At 37.6% G+C, this 14,217-nt stretch carries 14 protein-coding genes; 7 read left to right on the top strand and 7 right to left on the bottom strand.

The window, feature by feature from the left end:
* The first annotated feature begins 189 nt into the window (after positions 1-189).
* Both HX124_RS11430 and crcB read left to right on the top strand, forming a co-directional pair.
* On the top strand, positions 190-1,014 hold the full coding sequence (locus tag HX124_RS11430) for a DUF2071 domain-containing protein (protein WP_286383183.1): 825 nt from the start codon (positions 190-192) through the stop codon (positions 1,012-1,014).
* A gap of 143 nt (positions 1,015-1,157) precedes the next feature.
* On the top strand, positions 1,158-1,538 hold the full coding sequence (gene crcB / locus HX124_RS11425) for a fluoride efflux transporter CrcB (RefSeq protein WP_286383182.1): 381 nt from the start codon (positions 1,158-1,160) through the stop codon (positions 1,536-1,538).
* 135 nt (positions 1,539-1,673) lie between these two features.
* Here crcB and HX124_RS11420 read toward each other — a convergent pair whose 3' ends face one another.
* On the bottom strand, positions 1,674-2,966 hold the full coding sequence (locus tag HX124_RS11420; RefSeq protein ID WP_286383181.1) for an ABC1 kinase family protein: 1,293 nt from the start codon (positions 2,964-2,966) through the stop codon (positions 1,674-1,676).
* Positions 2,967-3,163: 197 nt separating this feature from the next.
* Between HX124_RS11420 and HX124_RS11415 the strand changes: the two genes are divergently transcribed.
* Complete coding sequence (locus tag HX124_RS11415; protein ID WP_286377516.1) at positions 3,164-3,373, top strand: DUF1737 domain-containing protein; 210 nt, start codon at positions 3,164-3,166, stop codon at positions 3,371-3,373.
* Between the two features lie 43 nt (positions 3,374-3,416).
* On the opposite strand, the gene HX124_RS11410 is transcribed toward HX124_RS11415, so the two are convergent.
* The 3 genes from HX124_RS11410 to HX124_RS11400 all read right to left on the bottom strand — a co-directional run bounded on the left by HX124_RS11410 (position 3,417) and on the right by HX124_RS11400 (position 6,016).
* On the bottom strand, positions 3,417-4,718 hold the full coding sequence (locus HX124_RS11410) for an MATE family efflux transporter (protein WP_502872824.1): 1,302 nt from the start codon (positions 4,716-4,718) through the stop codon (positions 3,417-3,419).
* 100 nt (positions 4,719-4,818) lie between these two features.
* A complete protein-coding gene (locus HX124_RS11405; protein ID WP_286377518.1) occupies positions 4,819-5,280 on the bottom strand; it encodes a DMT family transporter in 462 nt (153 codons plus the stop codon).
* Between the two features lie 76 nt (positions 5,281-5,356).
* Positions 5,357-6,016: a VOC family protein gene (locus tag HX124_RS11400; protein WP_286383179.1), complete on the bottom strand. Its 660-nt coding sequence runs from the start codon at positions 6,014-6,016 to the stop codon at positions 5,357-5,359.
* A gap of 133 nt (positions 6,017-6,149) precedes the next feature.
* On the opposite strand from HX124_RS11400, the gene hemW reads away from it, so the two are divergent.
* The 3 genes from hemW to HX124_RS11385 all read left to right on the top strand — a co-directional run bounded on the left by hemW (position 6,150) and on the right by HX124_RS11385 (position 8,536).
* The gene (hemW, locus tag HX124_RS11395) at positions 6,150-7,301 is read left to right on the top strand and encodes a radical SAM family heme chaperone HemW (RefSeq protein WP_286383178.1); all 1,152 of its coding nucleotides are present in this window, start codon (positions 6,150-6,152) and stop codon (positions 7,299-7,301) included.
* Between the two features lie 83 nt (positions 7,302-7,384).
* Positions 7,385-7,867, top strand: coding sequence for a hypothetical protein (locus HX124_RS11390; protein ID WP_286383210.1), 483 nt, complete (start codon positions 7,385-7,387; stop codon positions 7,865-7,867).
* A gap of 12 nt (positions 7,868-7,879) precedes the next feature.
* Positions 7,880-8,536: a haloacid dehalogenase-like hydrolase gene (locus HX124_RS11385; protein WP_286383177.1), complete on the top strand. Its 657-nt coding sequence runs from the start codon at positions 7,880-7,882 to the stop codon at positions 8,534-8,536.
* Positions 8,537-8,598: 62 nt separating this feature from the next.
* On the opposite strand, the gene HX124_RS11380 is transcribed toward HX124_RS11385, so the two are convergent.
* Complete coding sequence (locus tag HX124_RS11380) at positions 8,599-10,422, bottom strand: acyl-CoA dehydrogenase C-terminal domain-containing protein (RefSeq protein WP_286383176.1); 1,824 nt, start codon at positions 10,420-10,422, stop codon at positions 8,599-8,601.
* Between the two features lie 236 nt (positions 10,423-10,658).
* Between HX124_RS11380 and HX124_RS11375 the strand changes: the two genes are divergently transcribed.
* Positions 10,659-12,998 (top strand): hypothetical protein, encoded by a 2,340-nt coding sequence (locus HX124_RS11375; RefSeq protein WP_286383175.1) that lies wholly within the window; start codon positions 10,659-10,661, stop codon positions 12,996-12,998.
* A 79-nt stretch (positions 12,999-13,077) separates the two neighbouring features.
* On the opposite strand, the gene aroE is transcribed toward HX124_RS11375, so the two are convergent.
* Both aroE and HX124_RS11365 read right to left on the bottom strand, forming a co-directional pair.
* Entirely contained in the window at positions 13,078-13,866 is a 789-nt protein-coding gene (gene aroE, locus HX124_RS11370; protein WP_286383174.1) for a shikimate dehydrogenase, read from the bottom strand.
* Between the two features lie 98 nt (positions 13,867-13,964).
* Positions 13,965-14,171 (bottom strand): hypothetical protein, encoded by a 207-nt coding sequence (locus HX124_RS11365; RefSeq protein ID WP_107007547.1) that lies wholly within the window; start codon positions 14,169-14,171, stop codon positions 13,965-13,967.
* Positions 14,172-14,217: the final 46 nt, after the last annotated feature.

The following is a 14,217-nucleotide window of genomic DNA, read 5'->3' as shown; positions in this document are numbered from 1 at the left end:
CATATTCCGTCTTAATTTCACTTGATAATAAAATGCTCAAAAGTCAGTTTTTTGTTAATATAAAAATGACCTCAGCGTTAAAACCATAATTATTTATACTCTATGAAACGTCATCTTTTTAAATATCAACAAAAACAAATATTTTTTCGCCTTTTTCGACGTTTTCTTCAGTCAACATGGATTTTAAATTTGCGTCGTTGGCTGATGCGTTATTCACCATTTTTAAGGCTTGAAAGCCAAGCGACTGATACGGTGTATATGTCTTGGTTAGTTGATATTAATTTGGTTAGACAACGTTTTCCAGAACCGATCCGTTTATGGGAACATCAGGGAAAAACGATCTTCAGTATCTTGTTTTATCATCACCATCATTTTGGTTTACATTGTTTAGGACCTGCTCGAAAGATATTTCCTTCGCCACGACAAAGTAATTGGCGGTTCTATTTGGCAAATGATCTTTTGCCTAAAACGGTGATTTTTGAGCAGATTGTGGTGGATAAAATGTTGCATGTGATGGGAGGTCGCATGTTGAGTGATGCAATGCCTGCACAATATGATCCACATTTTCAACATGATGTGAAACGCGAAAATGATCAACTAAATATCCACGCTCAAATACACATGGATGATCGTTATTGCTTAGAAGTCAAACTTAAAAATACGCAAAATTGGCAATTAAAAGGGGAGTGGGCAGAAATTTTTAGCACATGGGAGGATGCTTTAGAATTTTTTGTACCACAAGAACATGTTTGGGTAGAGTGTGTAGATCAACCCGAAAAGCTTTCACAGGGAAATATTAAAATTGTCAGTGATTTTCAAAAGATTCGTCCTTTGATGATTGATCAGATCGATTGCCCATTATTAACAGAATTTGGCATTGACGCCTCAAGTTCACCGCTATGCTTTTTTATTCCCAATTTAGACTTTCATGTATTGGGTGAGAATCCTGTTGAATCTCTACCCAATGGAGTCGAGGTCAATGCATCCGTAGATATGAGAAAGGCAGAAAAATAATAAGCTGGGCATGACATCTTAAAATGAAATGTTTTTCTTGTTTGACTTAGATGGTTTTAAATCAACAACCTGATTAGATTCTTGAATAATCGCATGTTAATCTGTGGGTAAGTACCTAGTTATACACATGAGGAGTTTTGAAAATGAATTGGCTGTTAGTTGCGTGCGGTGGAGCAATCGGTGCGAGTTTACGATACGGCGCAGGATTCATTATTTCAAAACCTCATAGCTTATTTCCATGGACAACATGGTCTGTGAACCTTTTTGGATGCTTTCTTGCAGGTGTTTTTTTTGCTTTTACTCAAAAATATCCAGTGTTGCAAAGTGAAGCTCGTTTGTTGTTGATGGTTGGCATTTTAGGTGGATTTACCACATTTTCGAGTTTTGGATTGGAAACATTTCAACTCATTCGACAAGGGCAATTTCCAATTGCATTGGCATATACCGTGTCGAGTGTGGTGATTGGTGTAATATGTTTGGCAATTGGTTTTTATATTTTTCAGATGTTGTTATCTGCAAAATAATCATTTTGTACCTATTTCCATACAAAAAAAAGAAGCCTAAGCAGGAGGATAGTTTGCTTAGACTTCAAAATATGGTTTTACTTTAATAGAGGTTGCTTAAAAAATAATTAACCAAACATGAATAAAAGCTTAATTTTACTGAGGAACCAATTCTTCAAAAACATCGCTTAAATCATCATGAACTTTAAGTTGGATCAGGTTCCAGTAGTGACCTGAAATAGTACGATTCACCATCAGCGTATCTGGTGATGGTTTAAATACATCCCAGTATTTTAATGATTTTTTTACCAGTTTCATGCCATCATGATGTGCTGAATTTTCAGCAAAATCATAATGTGTGGTGAGTGGTCGTAATAAAACTTCTAACCATTCTTTATATAAATCGTCAGGGAATTTTCCTTGTTCTGCTAAAGCATCTAAAGCAATTAAATGTTGTTCTATCGTTTTAATATCTGTTGTTTTTCCAGCACGAACCAACGCTTTAAAGTGACCGATAATATCTGTAGAAAGTGTTTTTACACCCCCAAAGTCATAAATAATTACACTGCCATCTTCACGAAAAGCAAAATTCCCCGGATGTGGATCGCAGTGAAAACGTTTCAAAAAGAAAATTTGTTGTCCTAAAGCTCGAATTAAACGTTCACCGATTTCATTACGAACAGCTAAGTCCCAACTGCTTGCTGTTTCAATACTTTCGCCTTTTTCCATACTCAGGGTTAAAATGCGTCGGCTTGAATATTCAGGATAAACATTAGGGATGATGATTTTACTGTCAAGCGCCTGATGAAAGGTTTTGAAAACCTGTAAATTTTGCGCTTCGATTTCGTAATTCAGTTCTTCGTGCAAACTGTCCTGAATTTCTTTAAATAAACGATCTTGTAGCTTTTTATCGACTTTTAAAACCCCCATTAAACGTAGGGCTAAACGAACTTGTTTCAAGTCACTTTCACAGGCTTCATCGACTCCTGGATATTGCACTTTAACTACAACTTCTGTGCCGTTGGGAAGTGTGGCTTTATGCACTTGCCCAATAGATGCTGCTGCAAAAGGTTGTTCATCAAAATGTTGAAAGACTTGCTCTAAAGGTTTGCCTAATTCTTTTTCGATTTGTTTTTTGATGTCCGCAAAGGGCATGGCAGGGGCTTGGCGTTGCAGTTTTGCAATGGCTTTAGCCACTTCAGGTGGGAAAATATCTTTGTACTGAGAGGCGATTTGTCCGACTTTCATTACAGCGCCTTTCATTTCACCCAGCGTGTCTGCGATCTGAATGCCAATGTCTTGAAAGAGTTTGCTGCGTGCTTCATTCTTTTTTTCTTCATCAGCATTAAAGTTGCGAATAGAATTGGACACGGTTTTGGTCGCAATGCTTGCGGTCATCCCTGCAAGTTTCATAAAACGACGACCTGGTGTACTTGAATTTTTAGACATTCAGACAAATCCTTAAACTTTGATGAAGTTTTTTCTCATTTTGATCATAGGCGACTATTCTTAAACTGCCTACTTTAAATTGTTAAGATATTGTTTCTACTTTGCTATTTTTCTAAAAGCAGCGTGGCTTATATTTTTCATTGTGTACGCCTTGTTTAGCGTTACAATGATTTTAGTTGAAAATGTGCTGAGTGACTATGAAAGTTTATCGTTATTTAACAGGTCAGGATGATGTGAATTTTTGTGCCAGAGTCACCAAGGCTTTAAATGAAGGTTATGAACTATATGGTTCACCGACCATGACTTTTAATGGTGAGAATGTGATTGTTGGGCAAGTCATTGTGAAAGAAGTAGCGGATGAAAGTGAAGTTCCGCAAGGGTTGAAGGATGCGATGGCAAAATTATAATTGCTACCACATCCGACAAAACAGAGTGGATCATATTACAGGTTTAATGGGGCTGCTGACTGAGTCTTTTATTATTCATAAACAAACGCATCAGCAATAATACACAGGCAATACTTAAACCGACAATCAAACCCGTCCATACACCTGCTGCACCCAATTCGGTATAACGTGCCAGATAAATTCCGACAGGGAAAGCAATCACCCAATAGGCAAGCATCGTCACCCACATTGGACCTTTGGTGTCTTGCATGCCACGCAAACATCCTGCGGCACTGACTTGCCATGCATCCATAAGCTGATAGGCAATTGCGAATAAAATTAAATACACTGCAATCTGAGCAACTTCATAATCTGAGGTGTAGACCGCCACAATTTCATTGCGCAGCAACCACATGAGTAACATGGTAATGAATGCAAATACTGTAGCAGTCAACATTCCAACTTTTTGCACCTTACGCATGGCAACCCAGTTCTTTTCACCATAATAGGTTCCGATCCGAATCGTTAAGGCAAGTGCCAATGACATTGGAATCATAAACAATTGTGATGTTACCGAAATCGCAATCTGATGCGCTGCAATGGTAATTTCACCCAAAGTACTCAGCACAATAGCCCCTGTACTGAAAATACTCACTTCAAAAAAGATCGCAAGTCCAATCGGGAAGCCCAGCTTTAAAATCCGTTTGATCAAAACAGGATTAATTTTTTCAAAATGCGTGAGTGGTTGAGTTGGTTGATAGCGTTTGGCTTTAAACACATAGATGGCTAAAACAATAAACATCAGCCATTGTAAAATGGCAGTAGCAAAACCACAGCCTGCACTGCCTAAGTGTGGAATGGGTCCAATCCCATACATAAAGATGAAATTCAGCGGAATAAGTACCACCAAAGCCACTAGACTGAGCAACGTAACAGGGCGTGGATAACCTAAAGCTTCTGAATAATTACGCAGTGCCGCATACATAGTGACAGCAGGCATACCGAAAGCAATCGCATGTAAAAACAGACTTGCTTTAGGCAATAAAGAGTCAGGCACACCAAACAGTGGCAGCAGTAAGGGCATGGCTTGTAAAATCAGCATGGCAATAATACCAAGCACTAAAGCCACCCACAGGGATTGGCGGACGATACTCGGAATCTTTTCAGGTGTACGTGCACCATTGGCTTCCGCCACCAAAGGTGTGGTTGCAATCATGATGCCACTGAACAACAACATGATCGGAATCCACAAACCCACACCGACAGCAATCGCGGCGAGGTCTTCGGCAGACATATGTCCTGCCATAATGGTGTCAATCAGTCCGAAACCTGCGTAGGCAAACTGAGTGACCAAAATCGGGAGCATCAAGTGAAACAATTGCTTTAATTCAAAGCGGGTAGTTGTGGCTTTTATGGATTCAGACACAGAAATTACTCGTTTTAAATGTGCTTAGAATAAAAAACGGTTAGCGTTGTAGAGTGAGAAGCACACCAATAAAAATCACCACGCCACCTAAAAGACGTTGCCAATTGAGTTGCGTTTTTTCGACACCGAGTAAACCAAATTGATCAAACACCATCGACATCAAAATTTGCCCAAAAATAATCAGACCAGACAAGGTTAAAAAGCCGAGTTTGGGCGCGGTATAAATGCTGATACTGATGGCATACACGCCTAGACATCCACCCAGCCATAAATACCATGGAATTTGCCCCAAATTTTGCAATGTGGGTTTGGGCGCAGACTGAAAAAACACAAAAATAGCGAGCACTATTGTACCAACTAAAAATGACAAAAGGGCAGCTTGTATGGGGGAGTGTAAATATTCTCGTAATTGTGAATTCAGTGCGGTTTGAAAGGTCATGGCAATGCCAATGCCCATCGCAAGAGGCAATAATAAAAGCATTTGGCTCGAGAGCTTCATCATATTTTTATTGTCTGTGTTCCCTGTCTGAATTTTAGTCTAATGGAAAGTTAAGCAATGTGCGAATTATAGATTCAGTCTAATAATAAAAAATCAGTGGAAGCAGTGGTCTAAAATCATGACTTAATCCTTGTTTGCCATGATCAAAAGTCATTTCGAGTAAATGTGTTTCGGCATCAATCAAGCTGAGGTTTTCAATGTCTTGTATAGCCTTCACTGTTAAATTTTGCTTAAGCTGAGGAATGCTGATCTGTGTTTCTGTAAGTGTCGATAACCCTCTTGTATGGGTAAAAGGTTGTCTACGTTCAGGACTTGCTTGATCAGGTCTTGAAGCAAAACCAAGAAAAAACCACATTGGTTCTTTTAGCGTATTATTCTTTGCAATCTCAACATATAACTGAGATGGTAAATAAGCAGGTCGATATTGCCAAGTTTGAAATAAAGCGTTGTGTTGCGTGGTATTTGAAGGTCTAAAACATACGCCAAAAGGTGAAACAGCGACATCAAGATCGCTCAAGCGTTCATATAATTGGGTCGGACGCGTGATTTCACTTTTTGCTTCTATTTCATCGTTGAGCCAAATTAATTCTAAAAAAGCATTCTGAAAGAAAAATCGACGATTGGCTGTGCCTTGTCCTGTATGAATATTTGAACTTGCTTCAGTTAAGCCAAATGCTTTCAATGCTTCTGCTTCAGGTGCGCTGTATTGCGCACGTATAAAAATATGATCAATTTCCATGTTGTAGTGCTCTTTTCATTATTTTCTGAAATTATAGCGATCTTAGCTGAAAAATCATTTTCATTTGTCTGATTTGAATTTCCCTGACTCATGCTAAAATTCGCCATTCTCCAAATTTCTCTGAGCTTCTTCCTTGGCTGATTTAAATCCTCAAAATATTCCACTTTCTCTTTATATTCATATGCCGTGGTGCGTGCGTAAATGTCCTTATTGTGACTTTAACTCGCACGCTGTGCCTGATGGAAAATTATCTTTAGATTTGGAACAGGAATATTTACAGGCATTGGTTGAGGACTTTAAAACACAAATTGATTTTGCGCAGGGACGTGAAATTCATAGTGTATTTATTGGTGGTGGTACGCCCTCACTGATTTCAGCGCAGGGTTATCAATGGTTATTTGCCCAATTAAAAGCTCTGATTCCATTTCAACAAGGCTGTGAAATTACGTTGGAAGCCAATCCCGGCACGGTGGAGCATGATCCATTTGCAGATTATCTGGATGTAGGCATTAACCGTTTATCTCTTGGAGTACAAAGCTTTAATACCGAGCATTTAAAAAAATTGGGACGTATTCACTCCAATGATGATGCTATTTTGGCGATTCAACATGCCAAACAAGCAGGCTTTGAACGTGTCAATGTCGATCTAATGCATGGCTTGCCTGAACAGACTTTAGAACAAGCGTTAAATGATTTAAAACTTGCGGTGGAAAGTGGTGCAACGCATATTTCGTGGTATCAATTGACCATTGAACCCAATACCGTATTTTTCCGTACACAGCCGACTTTACCTGTCGATGATGTACTTGAGGATATTCAGGAACAAGGCGAAGCGTACTTAAAAGCCAATGGATTTATCAATTATGAAGTTTCAGCTTGGCGTAAAGAAAAACCTTCAGCACATAACTTAAATTATTGGCAATTTGGCGATTATTTGGCGATTGGGGCGGGGGCGCATGGCAAAGTGACTCAAGCGGATGGCGTGTATCGTTTTCAGAAAACCCGTTTGCCGAAAGACTATTTAGCCAAAGTGCCTGCGGAAAATTTGCAATTTAAACGCATTGAAAATGAAGATATGCCTTTTGAATTTATGATGAATGCACTGCGTTTGATGGATGGCGTAAAAGCAGATTTATACGCAGAACGTACAGGTTTGGATTTAAAAGATTTAGCGATTTTAGATTCTCTAAAACAACGTCAGTTGATGGTGAGTGATGCTGATATTTTGAATTGTACCGATAAAGGACATTTATTTTTAAATTCAGTTTTGGAGGAGTTTTTGTAAAATTCTTCCTGTTATTTTTAGCATTTTGCTATGATGATCAGGAAAATAATCAATCAGCGTTGTTTCTAAAAATGCAAAAAATAATCAGAAAAATCCTCATCGTACTGTCATTTTTCGTGTTGGGAATGACAGTGGCTTATGCTAAAACCAATGTCCCTCAATTTAAGGATTATCCTGTTAAACCTTATACGGGTAAAACGGCACAATTGGATATGAGGGATGAAAGTGCCCGAATGTTTCGCACCCGTTTACGTGATGCATTAAAAGAAAAGCCTAATTTTGCAGGTGAATATGTGATCACCATGTGGGGTTGTGGTGCGAGTTGCCGTAGTTACGCCTTTATCAATAAACGGACAGGAAAGTTGCTGGAGGGCGGTTTTGGTGGTGAAGGAAGTCAGGAAGATGTGATCGACTCACGGGCAAACAGCCGCTTATTGGTCACTCAAGAAGAACATAATAATGAAAACTGGGAAGTAGAGAGTATCACCACTCGATTTTATCTCTTTGAAAATAATAAATTTAAACTATTAAAAACAGTGAAAGAACCTGTGAAGAAAGAAAAGTAGGAGTTTTAACAGGTGAATGAAATTGTAGTTTTTGATTTAGATGGAACTTTATTATCGAATGATTCAACAAAATATTGGTTATCAAAACAATTGAAAAGCAACATTTTACGATTCATTTCTGCAATTATTATTTTACCTGTTGCAATTCCGCTGATGAAATTTAAGAAATCTAAATCACTAGGTGCTTCTTTATTTTTGTGGATTGCTACATGTGGTTTAAATAGAACTCAATTAGAAGAAAATTTAAATCATTTTGCAGTAAACGTAAAAAATAATTCAATTTCAAATTTATATTGGTTTAAAGATGGTCTTGCTGTACTAAACAATCATTTAGATGAAGGGAGAAGTATTATTATTGTCACAGCATCACCTGAGCCATTAGCTAAAGCTTTATTTAAATCAATGCATTTGGATGTGAAAGTTATAGGTACACCGCTAAAGAATATAATGGGTGGTTGGATTGGAGGAGTACATTGTCGACATACTGAAAAATTAAAACGTTTAAAACGAGAAGGTGTAAATCCTTATTGGTATGCGACATATAGTGATGATATTGAAGAGGATTATCCTATTTTGCAAGGGGCTAGATATGCTTATTTAATTAATGGGCATTATAAAAACTTATTAAATAAAAAATTAGAAAATATACGCTTTTTAGAGTGGAAATAATTAAAATATTTTATAAAAAAGACCGCCGAAGCAGTCTTTTAAATTTTCAAATGACTGAAAACTTAGTAATCAAAGCTGAAATGATCTGCTTCAAGCGCCATCATCGTCTTAGATGGATTGACCATAGACTCCGCATGACCTTGTGCACGTGGTAACAATTGTTCAAAGTAGAAATCAGCCACTTTGATTTTTGCTTTATAGAACTCAGGAGTTTCCGAACCTGTACCAGACGCTAATTTTTCAGAAGCAACAGCCGCTTGCTGTGCCCAATAATACGCCATCATTGAATAACCAGAGAACATCAGGAAGTCTACAGAAGCAGAAGATACGATGTCACGGTCTTTACGTGCAGCAAGCATGATACGAACAGTCAATGCATTCCACTGTGCACAGATCTTGGTTAGATCCCATGCAAAACGACGCATGTATTTATTACGTGCATGTTGACCACAGAATTTCAGGATTTCACCTGTGTATTCACGAACCACTTTACCTTTAGAAGAAAGCAGTACTTTACGACCAATCAAGTCAAGAGCCTGAATACCTGTTGTACCTTCATATAAAGTTGAGATACGCGCATCACGTGCGATCTGTTCCATACCATGTTCTTTGATATAGCCATGACCACCAAACACTTGCATACCTAAGTTTGCAGACTCCAGACCCATTTCCGTCAGGAAGCCTTTCAAAATTGGGGTATAGAAACCAAGTTTGTCATCATATTCTTCAAACTTCGCTTGGTCGCCTTGAAGCAGGGCATCCGTCATTTTATCTGCAAGCTGAGCTGCATGATAAATCATTGAACGACCACCTTCAGCAAATGCTTTTTGAGTCAACAACATACGACGTACATCAGCATGGTGAATAATCGCATCTGCAACACGTTCAGGATCTTTTTTACCTGAAAGCGCACGCATAGACATACGATCTTTGGCATAAGGTAAAGCACCTTGGAAAGACAACTCAGCATGTGCAAGACCTTGAACCGCAGTACCGATACGTGCTGTGTTCATGAAGGTAAACATTGCATGTAAACCTTTGTTGATTTCGCCAATCAGGTAACCTGTTGCTTCATCAAAGTTTAATACCGCAGTTGCTGAACCACGGATCCCCATTTTGTGTTCAATCGAACCACAGGTTACAGGGTTGCGTTCACCTACACCACCATCCGCAGTTGGAATGAATTTAGGTACGATGAACAGAGAAATACCTTTGGTACCCGCAGGTGCATCTGGAAGACGTGCAAGGACGATGTGAACAATATTTTCAGTTAAGTCATGCTCACCTGCAGAGATAAAGATTTTTGTCCCTGTGATTGCATAAGTGCCGTCTGCTTTAGGTTCAGCTTTGGTTTTAACCTGACCTAAGTCTGTACCACATTGTGGTTCAGTTAAGCACATCGTGCCAGACCAGGTACCCGCGGTAAGATGAGGCATGTAAGTTGCTTTTTGTTCATCTGTACCAAATTGCAAGATTGTATTCATACAACCCATGCTCAAACCTGGGTACATGGTGAATGACCAGTTTGCAGTTCCCATCATTTCAGATTTGATCAAGTTCAAAGACATTGGTAAGCCTTGACCGCCAAATTCTTCTGGGTAAGACAGACCTTGCCAGCCACCTTGAACAAACTGATCGTATGCTTCTTTAAAGCCTTTCGGTGTCGTCACTTCGCCATCTTTAAAATGACAGCCTTCTTCATCACCAGACTGGTTCAGAGGAGAAAGAATATTTTCACAAAAATCTGCTGCACCTTCCAAAATCATATCAATAGTGTCTGCATCGGCATTTTCGCCAATGGATAAGGTTTGGTAATGCGCTGGATAGTCTAAAACTTCATTCATTAAGAAACGAATGTCACGTAGGGGAGCTTTATATGCTGGCATGTGCTTAATCCTAATTTAGAAATAGTTTTGGATTTTCAATCGATACTTTCATTATTCATAAACAAAATAAAAATACATTGATAACAGCAACTGAAACAAATGTCAGAAAAGCTAATTTATCGGGTGAACTGTAAGCAATTTTTATTATTTTTTGCTACAATTTTAACCGTTTGTAAAATGATTATTTTAATCGTTTTTTTTGGTAATTATAATTATTCAAGGTGTTAGACAATTCTATGCGATTAAAATATTTAAGCTTAAGTCTTTTTAGTTTGAGCCTGACAGCATGTTCGTCACATGTCATTAAAACCAATTCTCTACATTCTAATTTAGATACAACGCAGCGTGCGACTCAAGCGCTCAATGCGATTTATGAAACGCCAAGTTTTGATTATTCAGGAAAGATCAAAATAGATCTAAACCAAAATAAGCAGGGTATTTTGAATCAAAATGAAAAACAACAACCACGTTTAGACCCTGAAATTGAAAAAAAACTAAATCAATATTTGGTTACACAAAAGATTAAGTTGAGTGAAACAGAGAAACAAGCGTTGTATCAACAAATGGCGCAACCAAACGTCATTGCTTTAAGTGAAATCATGGGCAAAGGCGCAGCTTTTGTTGAAACGATGCTGAATGATTTAAATATCCATTATGATGGGACGGTGAATTATCGTCAAAAAATGGCTTCTTTTAATCTGATAACACAGTATAAAAAACCAAATTTATCAGTTGAGATGCGTATTCCCACAATTATTGATTTTAATAATTATAAATTTTATACCCATATTTTTTCATTGATGCCTTATTTAGCAAGTCCTGAAGATCAAGATAAATATGTTTATTTCGATTTTTCAAAATACAAAGATCAAATCTCTAGTGTTGACCAAAAGGCTTTACTTGAGTATTTAAAACAATCGAGTGTAAGTACATATCTTGTGGCAGATCAAAATGACCTGCGTCAGCTTAATGTAAATGGCACAGAGCGACAGCAGGGTGTTGTTGAGAAAATTCGTTTGCAAGGGAATGTTGAGGAATTATTTTTAAAAGCAAATTTATACAGCGCAATAAATCGTGAGTATTTGATGCAATCTGTATTTAAAATGGATGCAGCATCAGAACAATCTGCGATAAAAAACTTAGCTGCTCAAGTGGTTTCAGACGAGTTAGAAAACACAGCTTTAAATGAAGATGATGATCATAATGAATATGATGAAGCCACTGCTGCGATGTATAAACTTTATAAAGCAGTCAATAAAAACTTTTTAAATCATAATGGTGAGGCTGAAGCGCTTGCGATAGCAGAAACAGCAAGCGCAGTAGCAGATGCAACAGATGCTACAATTCAACTTGCAGACCATGTAGATGACGAGGATGACTCAGTACACGAAGCAAGCTCAGCAGAGAAAGTATTGCTGACTTCAGCACAATGTGAAAGCTTAGCGCAACGGAAAGCCAGTATTCGTATGGGAGATGTTGTTTATTGCCAGTCTTATTATGATATGAATGTACTAGATACTGCTGCGACGTCCTCTTTAACAGAGTTACAGAACTCTGCACATATACAAGCATTAACTGAAAAATTTAAAACATTCGGTCATAAAGATCACTTGGTGGATGCTCAACAATTTAAACAATTATGGTTGGCTCATCAAGATGAGATCGAAGCAGCTTTACCGATCAAAAATAAGAGAAATCTATTTGTTATAGATCTTTATATTGACCAGTATGGGCGTATGGTCAAAATGGACTATGATTTAAAATATCACATGGCTGATTTGCAACGTCAGTTTAATGTCAAATTTGATATGCAGATCCAAAACTATGGCAAGGCAACGCAGATAGACCGTCAAACTTTAAAACAAGCGAAACCATTTGCTGAGATTTTTAAAGATGGTTTTATTAATCGAATTTTTGGTAGTTTATCAGAGCAAACACCAGATTCAGCAAAACAAGGCATTGATTTTTCCCAACAATTAGCTCAGTTGGCAAAGACGGCATATCAGCAAACGAAGTCCTATGAAAAAACCTATCAGATTGTTTTTATAGCGAAATTAACCCATGATTATCCTGAAATTGTAAAACAATATACAACCCAAGATTTACAAGAAATTGCTGCTGTGTACGCTTATGCATATACGGATGAAGATATTTATAACCCTAAAGGTCAAGCTTTAAAATATATTCAACTCCTGAAGAAAAAACATCATTTGGAAGAAGATGATCAATTTGATCATGATTTGGGCAATGATGTTGATGATTTAGTAGAAGGTGTATGGATGACAAGGCAGGGAAGTCTTGAAACTGAAAATTTGTTAAAAAAACATAAAACGGTTGAAGCTGCATTTGCCTATGAATATATGCAAAAATTTGAGGCAGAAAATACAATTGATGATACGCAGCGTCAGGAGTTTAAAAAGACAGCTCATATTTTAGCAAAAGCGTATACTGCCTTTAGGTCTCAAAAATTTAATCAAGCGATCGTGGCAAATTTGACTGAAAACTCAGTTGAGTTTATTGATTATGCGTTATTTAAAAATACTTATGAGAAATTTAGTCAGGCAAATTTAAAGTAACGGGTTAAATGGGTTTGAGCGTAAAAAAGAACTTGTGATCAAGTTCTTTTTTATTTTTATGGAATTTGGTCGATAAAAATTAAAGATAATCTTTAATATTAGGTTTTACACCATTCCAGATTCGAAATGCTTCTAATGCCTGCCCAACAAGCATTCCAAAACCTTCTGTATGTTCAACACCACGCGCTTTGGCTTGATCTAAAAAACTTGAAGGTTTGCCATACGCCATTTCATAAGCATAATTAAACTTTAAGTTTTCAGGTAAAACTAAGGCATCGCCTGACAAACTTGCTGATGTTGCATTGATAATAATATCAAATTGCCCTTTTAAATCATTAAGTTGACACGCTGATAGTTCAGCTTCAGGTACAGCATCTTTTAAATCTGCAATCAATTGTTCAGCACGAGCCAATGTACGATTTGCAATAACAATTTTTTTGACACCTGCTTGTACTAAGGGATAAATGACACCACGTGTTGCTCCGCCTGCACCTAAAATTAAAATAGTACAATTATCTAAAGACCAATCTAAGGCTTGAATGGCTTCAACTAAGCCTTGACCATCGGTATTGTCACCATGTAATTGACCATTTTCCATCCATAATGTATTGACGGCTTTAGCAATTTTAGCGCGTTCAGAAAGATGTTCACATAAGGCAAAAGCTTGCTCTTTAAATGGAACAGTAACATTCATCCCCGCGCCATTTTCGGCAAAAAAGCAACGAACACTATTTTCAAAACCATCTAAAGGCGCAAAGCGTTTTGCATATTCCAACTCAATGCCTGTTTTTTCTGCAAAAGCATGATGTAGCTCAGGTGAGCGAGAATGTTCAATGGGATTACCAATAACGGCAAACTGTTTGCGCATGTTGCAAAATCCTTAGACTGAAATTGAGCCTTAATATACGTCAAAAAGACGATGCTCTAAAGTCTAAAGTCTTGCTTATGTGAGGAATGAGAGGGAAATTAAGGATTACAAATATCAACAAGAGTATTAATAAAAATATAGGTCATGTTTAAACATAAGCCAATGATGGCAATGAACATTAAACTAAAGCCAAAATGATCATTAAAAGGCTTTTCTGAAAAAATCACTGTACTAATGGCACTGAGTAAGGCAATGAAAAGACTGAAAAAAACGATTCCATTTAGGCTGATATTTTTTGCGTACATATCAATATCCTGAGTATCGGAACTACAAAATAAGTCGATAAATTTG

The organism is Acinetobacter sp. 226-1, assembly GCF_030329325.1.
GTDB lineage: Bacteria > Pseudomonadota > Gammaproteobacteria > Pseudomonadales > Moraxellaceae > Acinetobacter > Acinetobacter sichuanensis.
Note: the sequence above shows the minus strand (reverse complement) of the source record. Positions and strands in the feature narration are given on the sequence as shown.

Bases quoted from the DNA above. Each gene is read 5' to 3' on its own strand.
- crcB (WP_286383182.1), top strand. From the start codon at position 1,158: ATGAATTGGCTGTTAGTTGCGTGCGGTGGAGCAATCGGTGCGAGTTTA.
- HX124_RS11420 (WP_286383181.1), bottom strand. From the start codon at position 2,966: ATGTCTAAAAATTCAAGTACACCAGGTCGTCGTTTTATGAAACTTGCA.
- HX124_RS11415 (WP_286377516.1), top strand. From the start codon at position 3,164: ATGAAAGTTTATCGTTATTTAACAGGTCAGGATGATGTGAATTTTTGT.
- HX124_RS11410 (WP_502872824.1), bottom strand. From the start codon at position 4,718: ATGCTCCCGATTTTGGTCACTCAGTTTGCCTACGCAGGTTTCGGACTG.
- HX124_RS11405 (WP_286377518.1), bottom strand. From the start codon at position 5,280: ATGATGAAGCTCTCGAGCCAAATGCTTTTATTATTGCCTCTTGCGATG.
- HX124_RS11400 (WP_286383179.1), bottom strand. From the start codon at position 6,016: ATGGAAATTGATCATATTTTTATACGTGCGCAATACAGCGCACCTGAA.
- HX124_RS11380 (WP_286383176.1), bottom strand. From the start codon at position 10,422: ATGCCAGCATATAAAGCTCCCCTACGTGACATTCGTTTCTTAATGAAT.
- HX124_RS11375 (WP_286383175.1), top strand. From the start codon at position 10,659: ATGCGATTAAAATATTTAAGCTTAAGTCTTTTTAGTTTGAGCCTGACA.
- aroE (WP_286383174.1), bottom strand. From the start codon at position 13,866: ATGCGCAAACAGTTTGCCGTTATTGGTAATCCCATTGAACATTCTCGC.
- HX124_RS11365 (WP_107007547.1), bottom strand. From the start codon at position 14,171: ATGTACGCAAAAAATATCAGCCTAAATGGAATCGTTTTTTTCAGTCTT.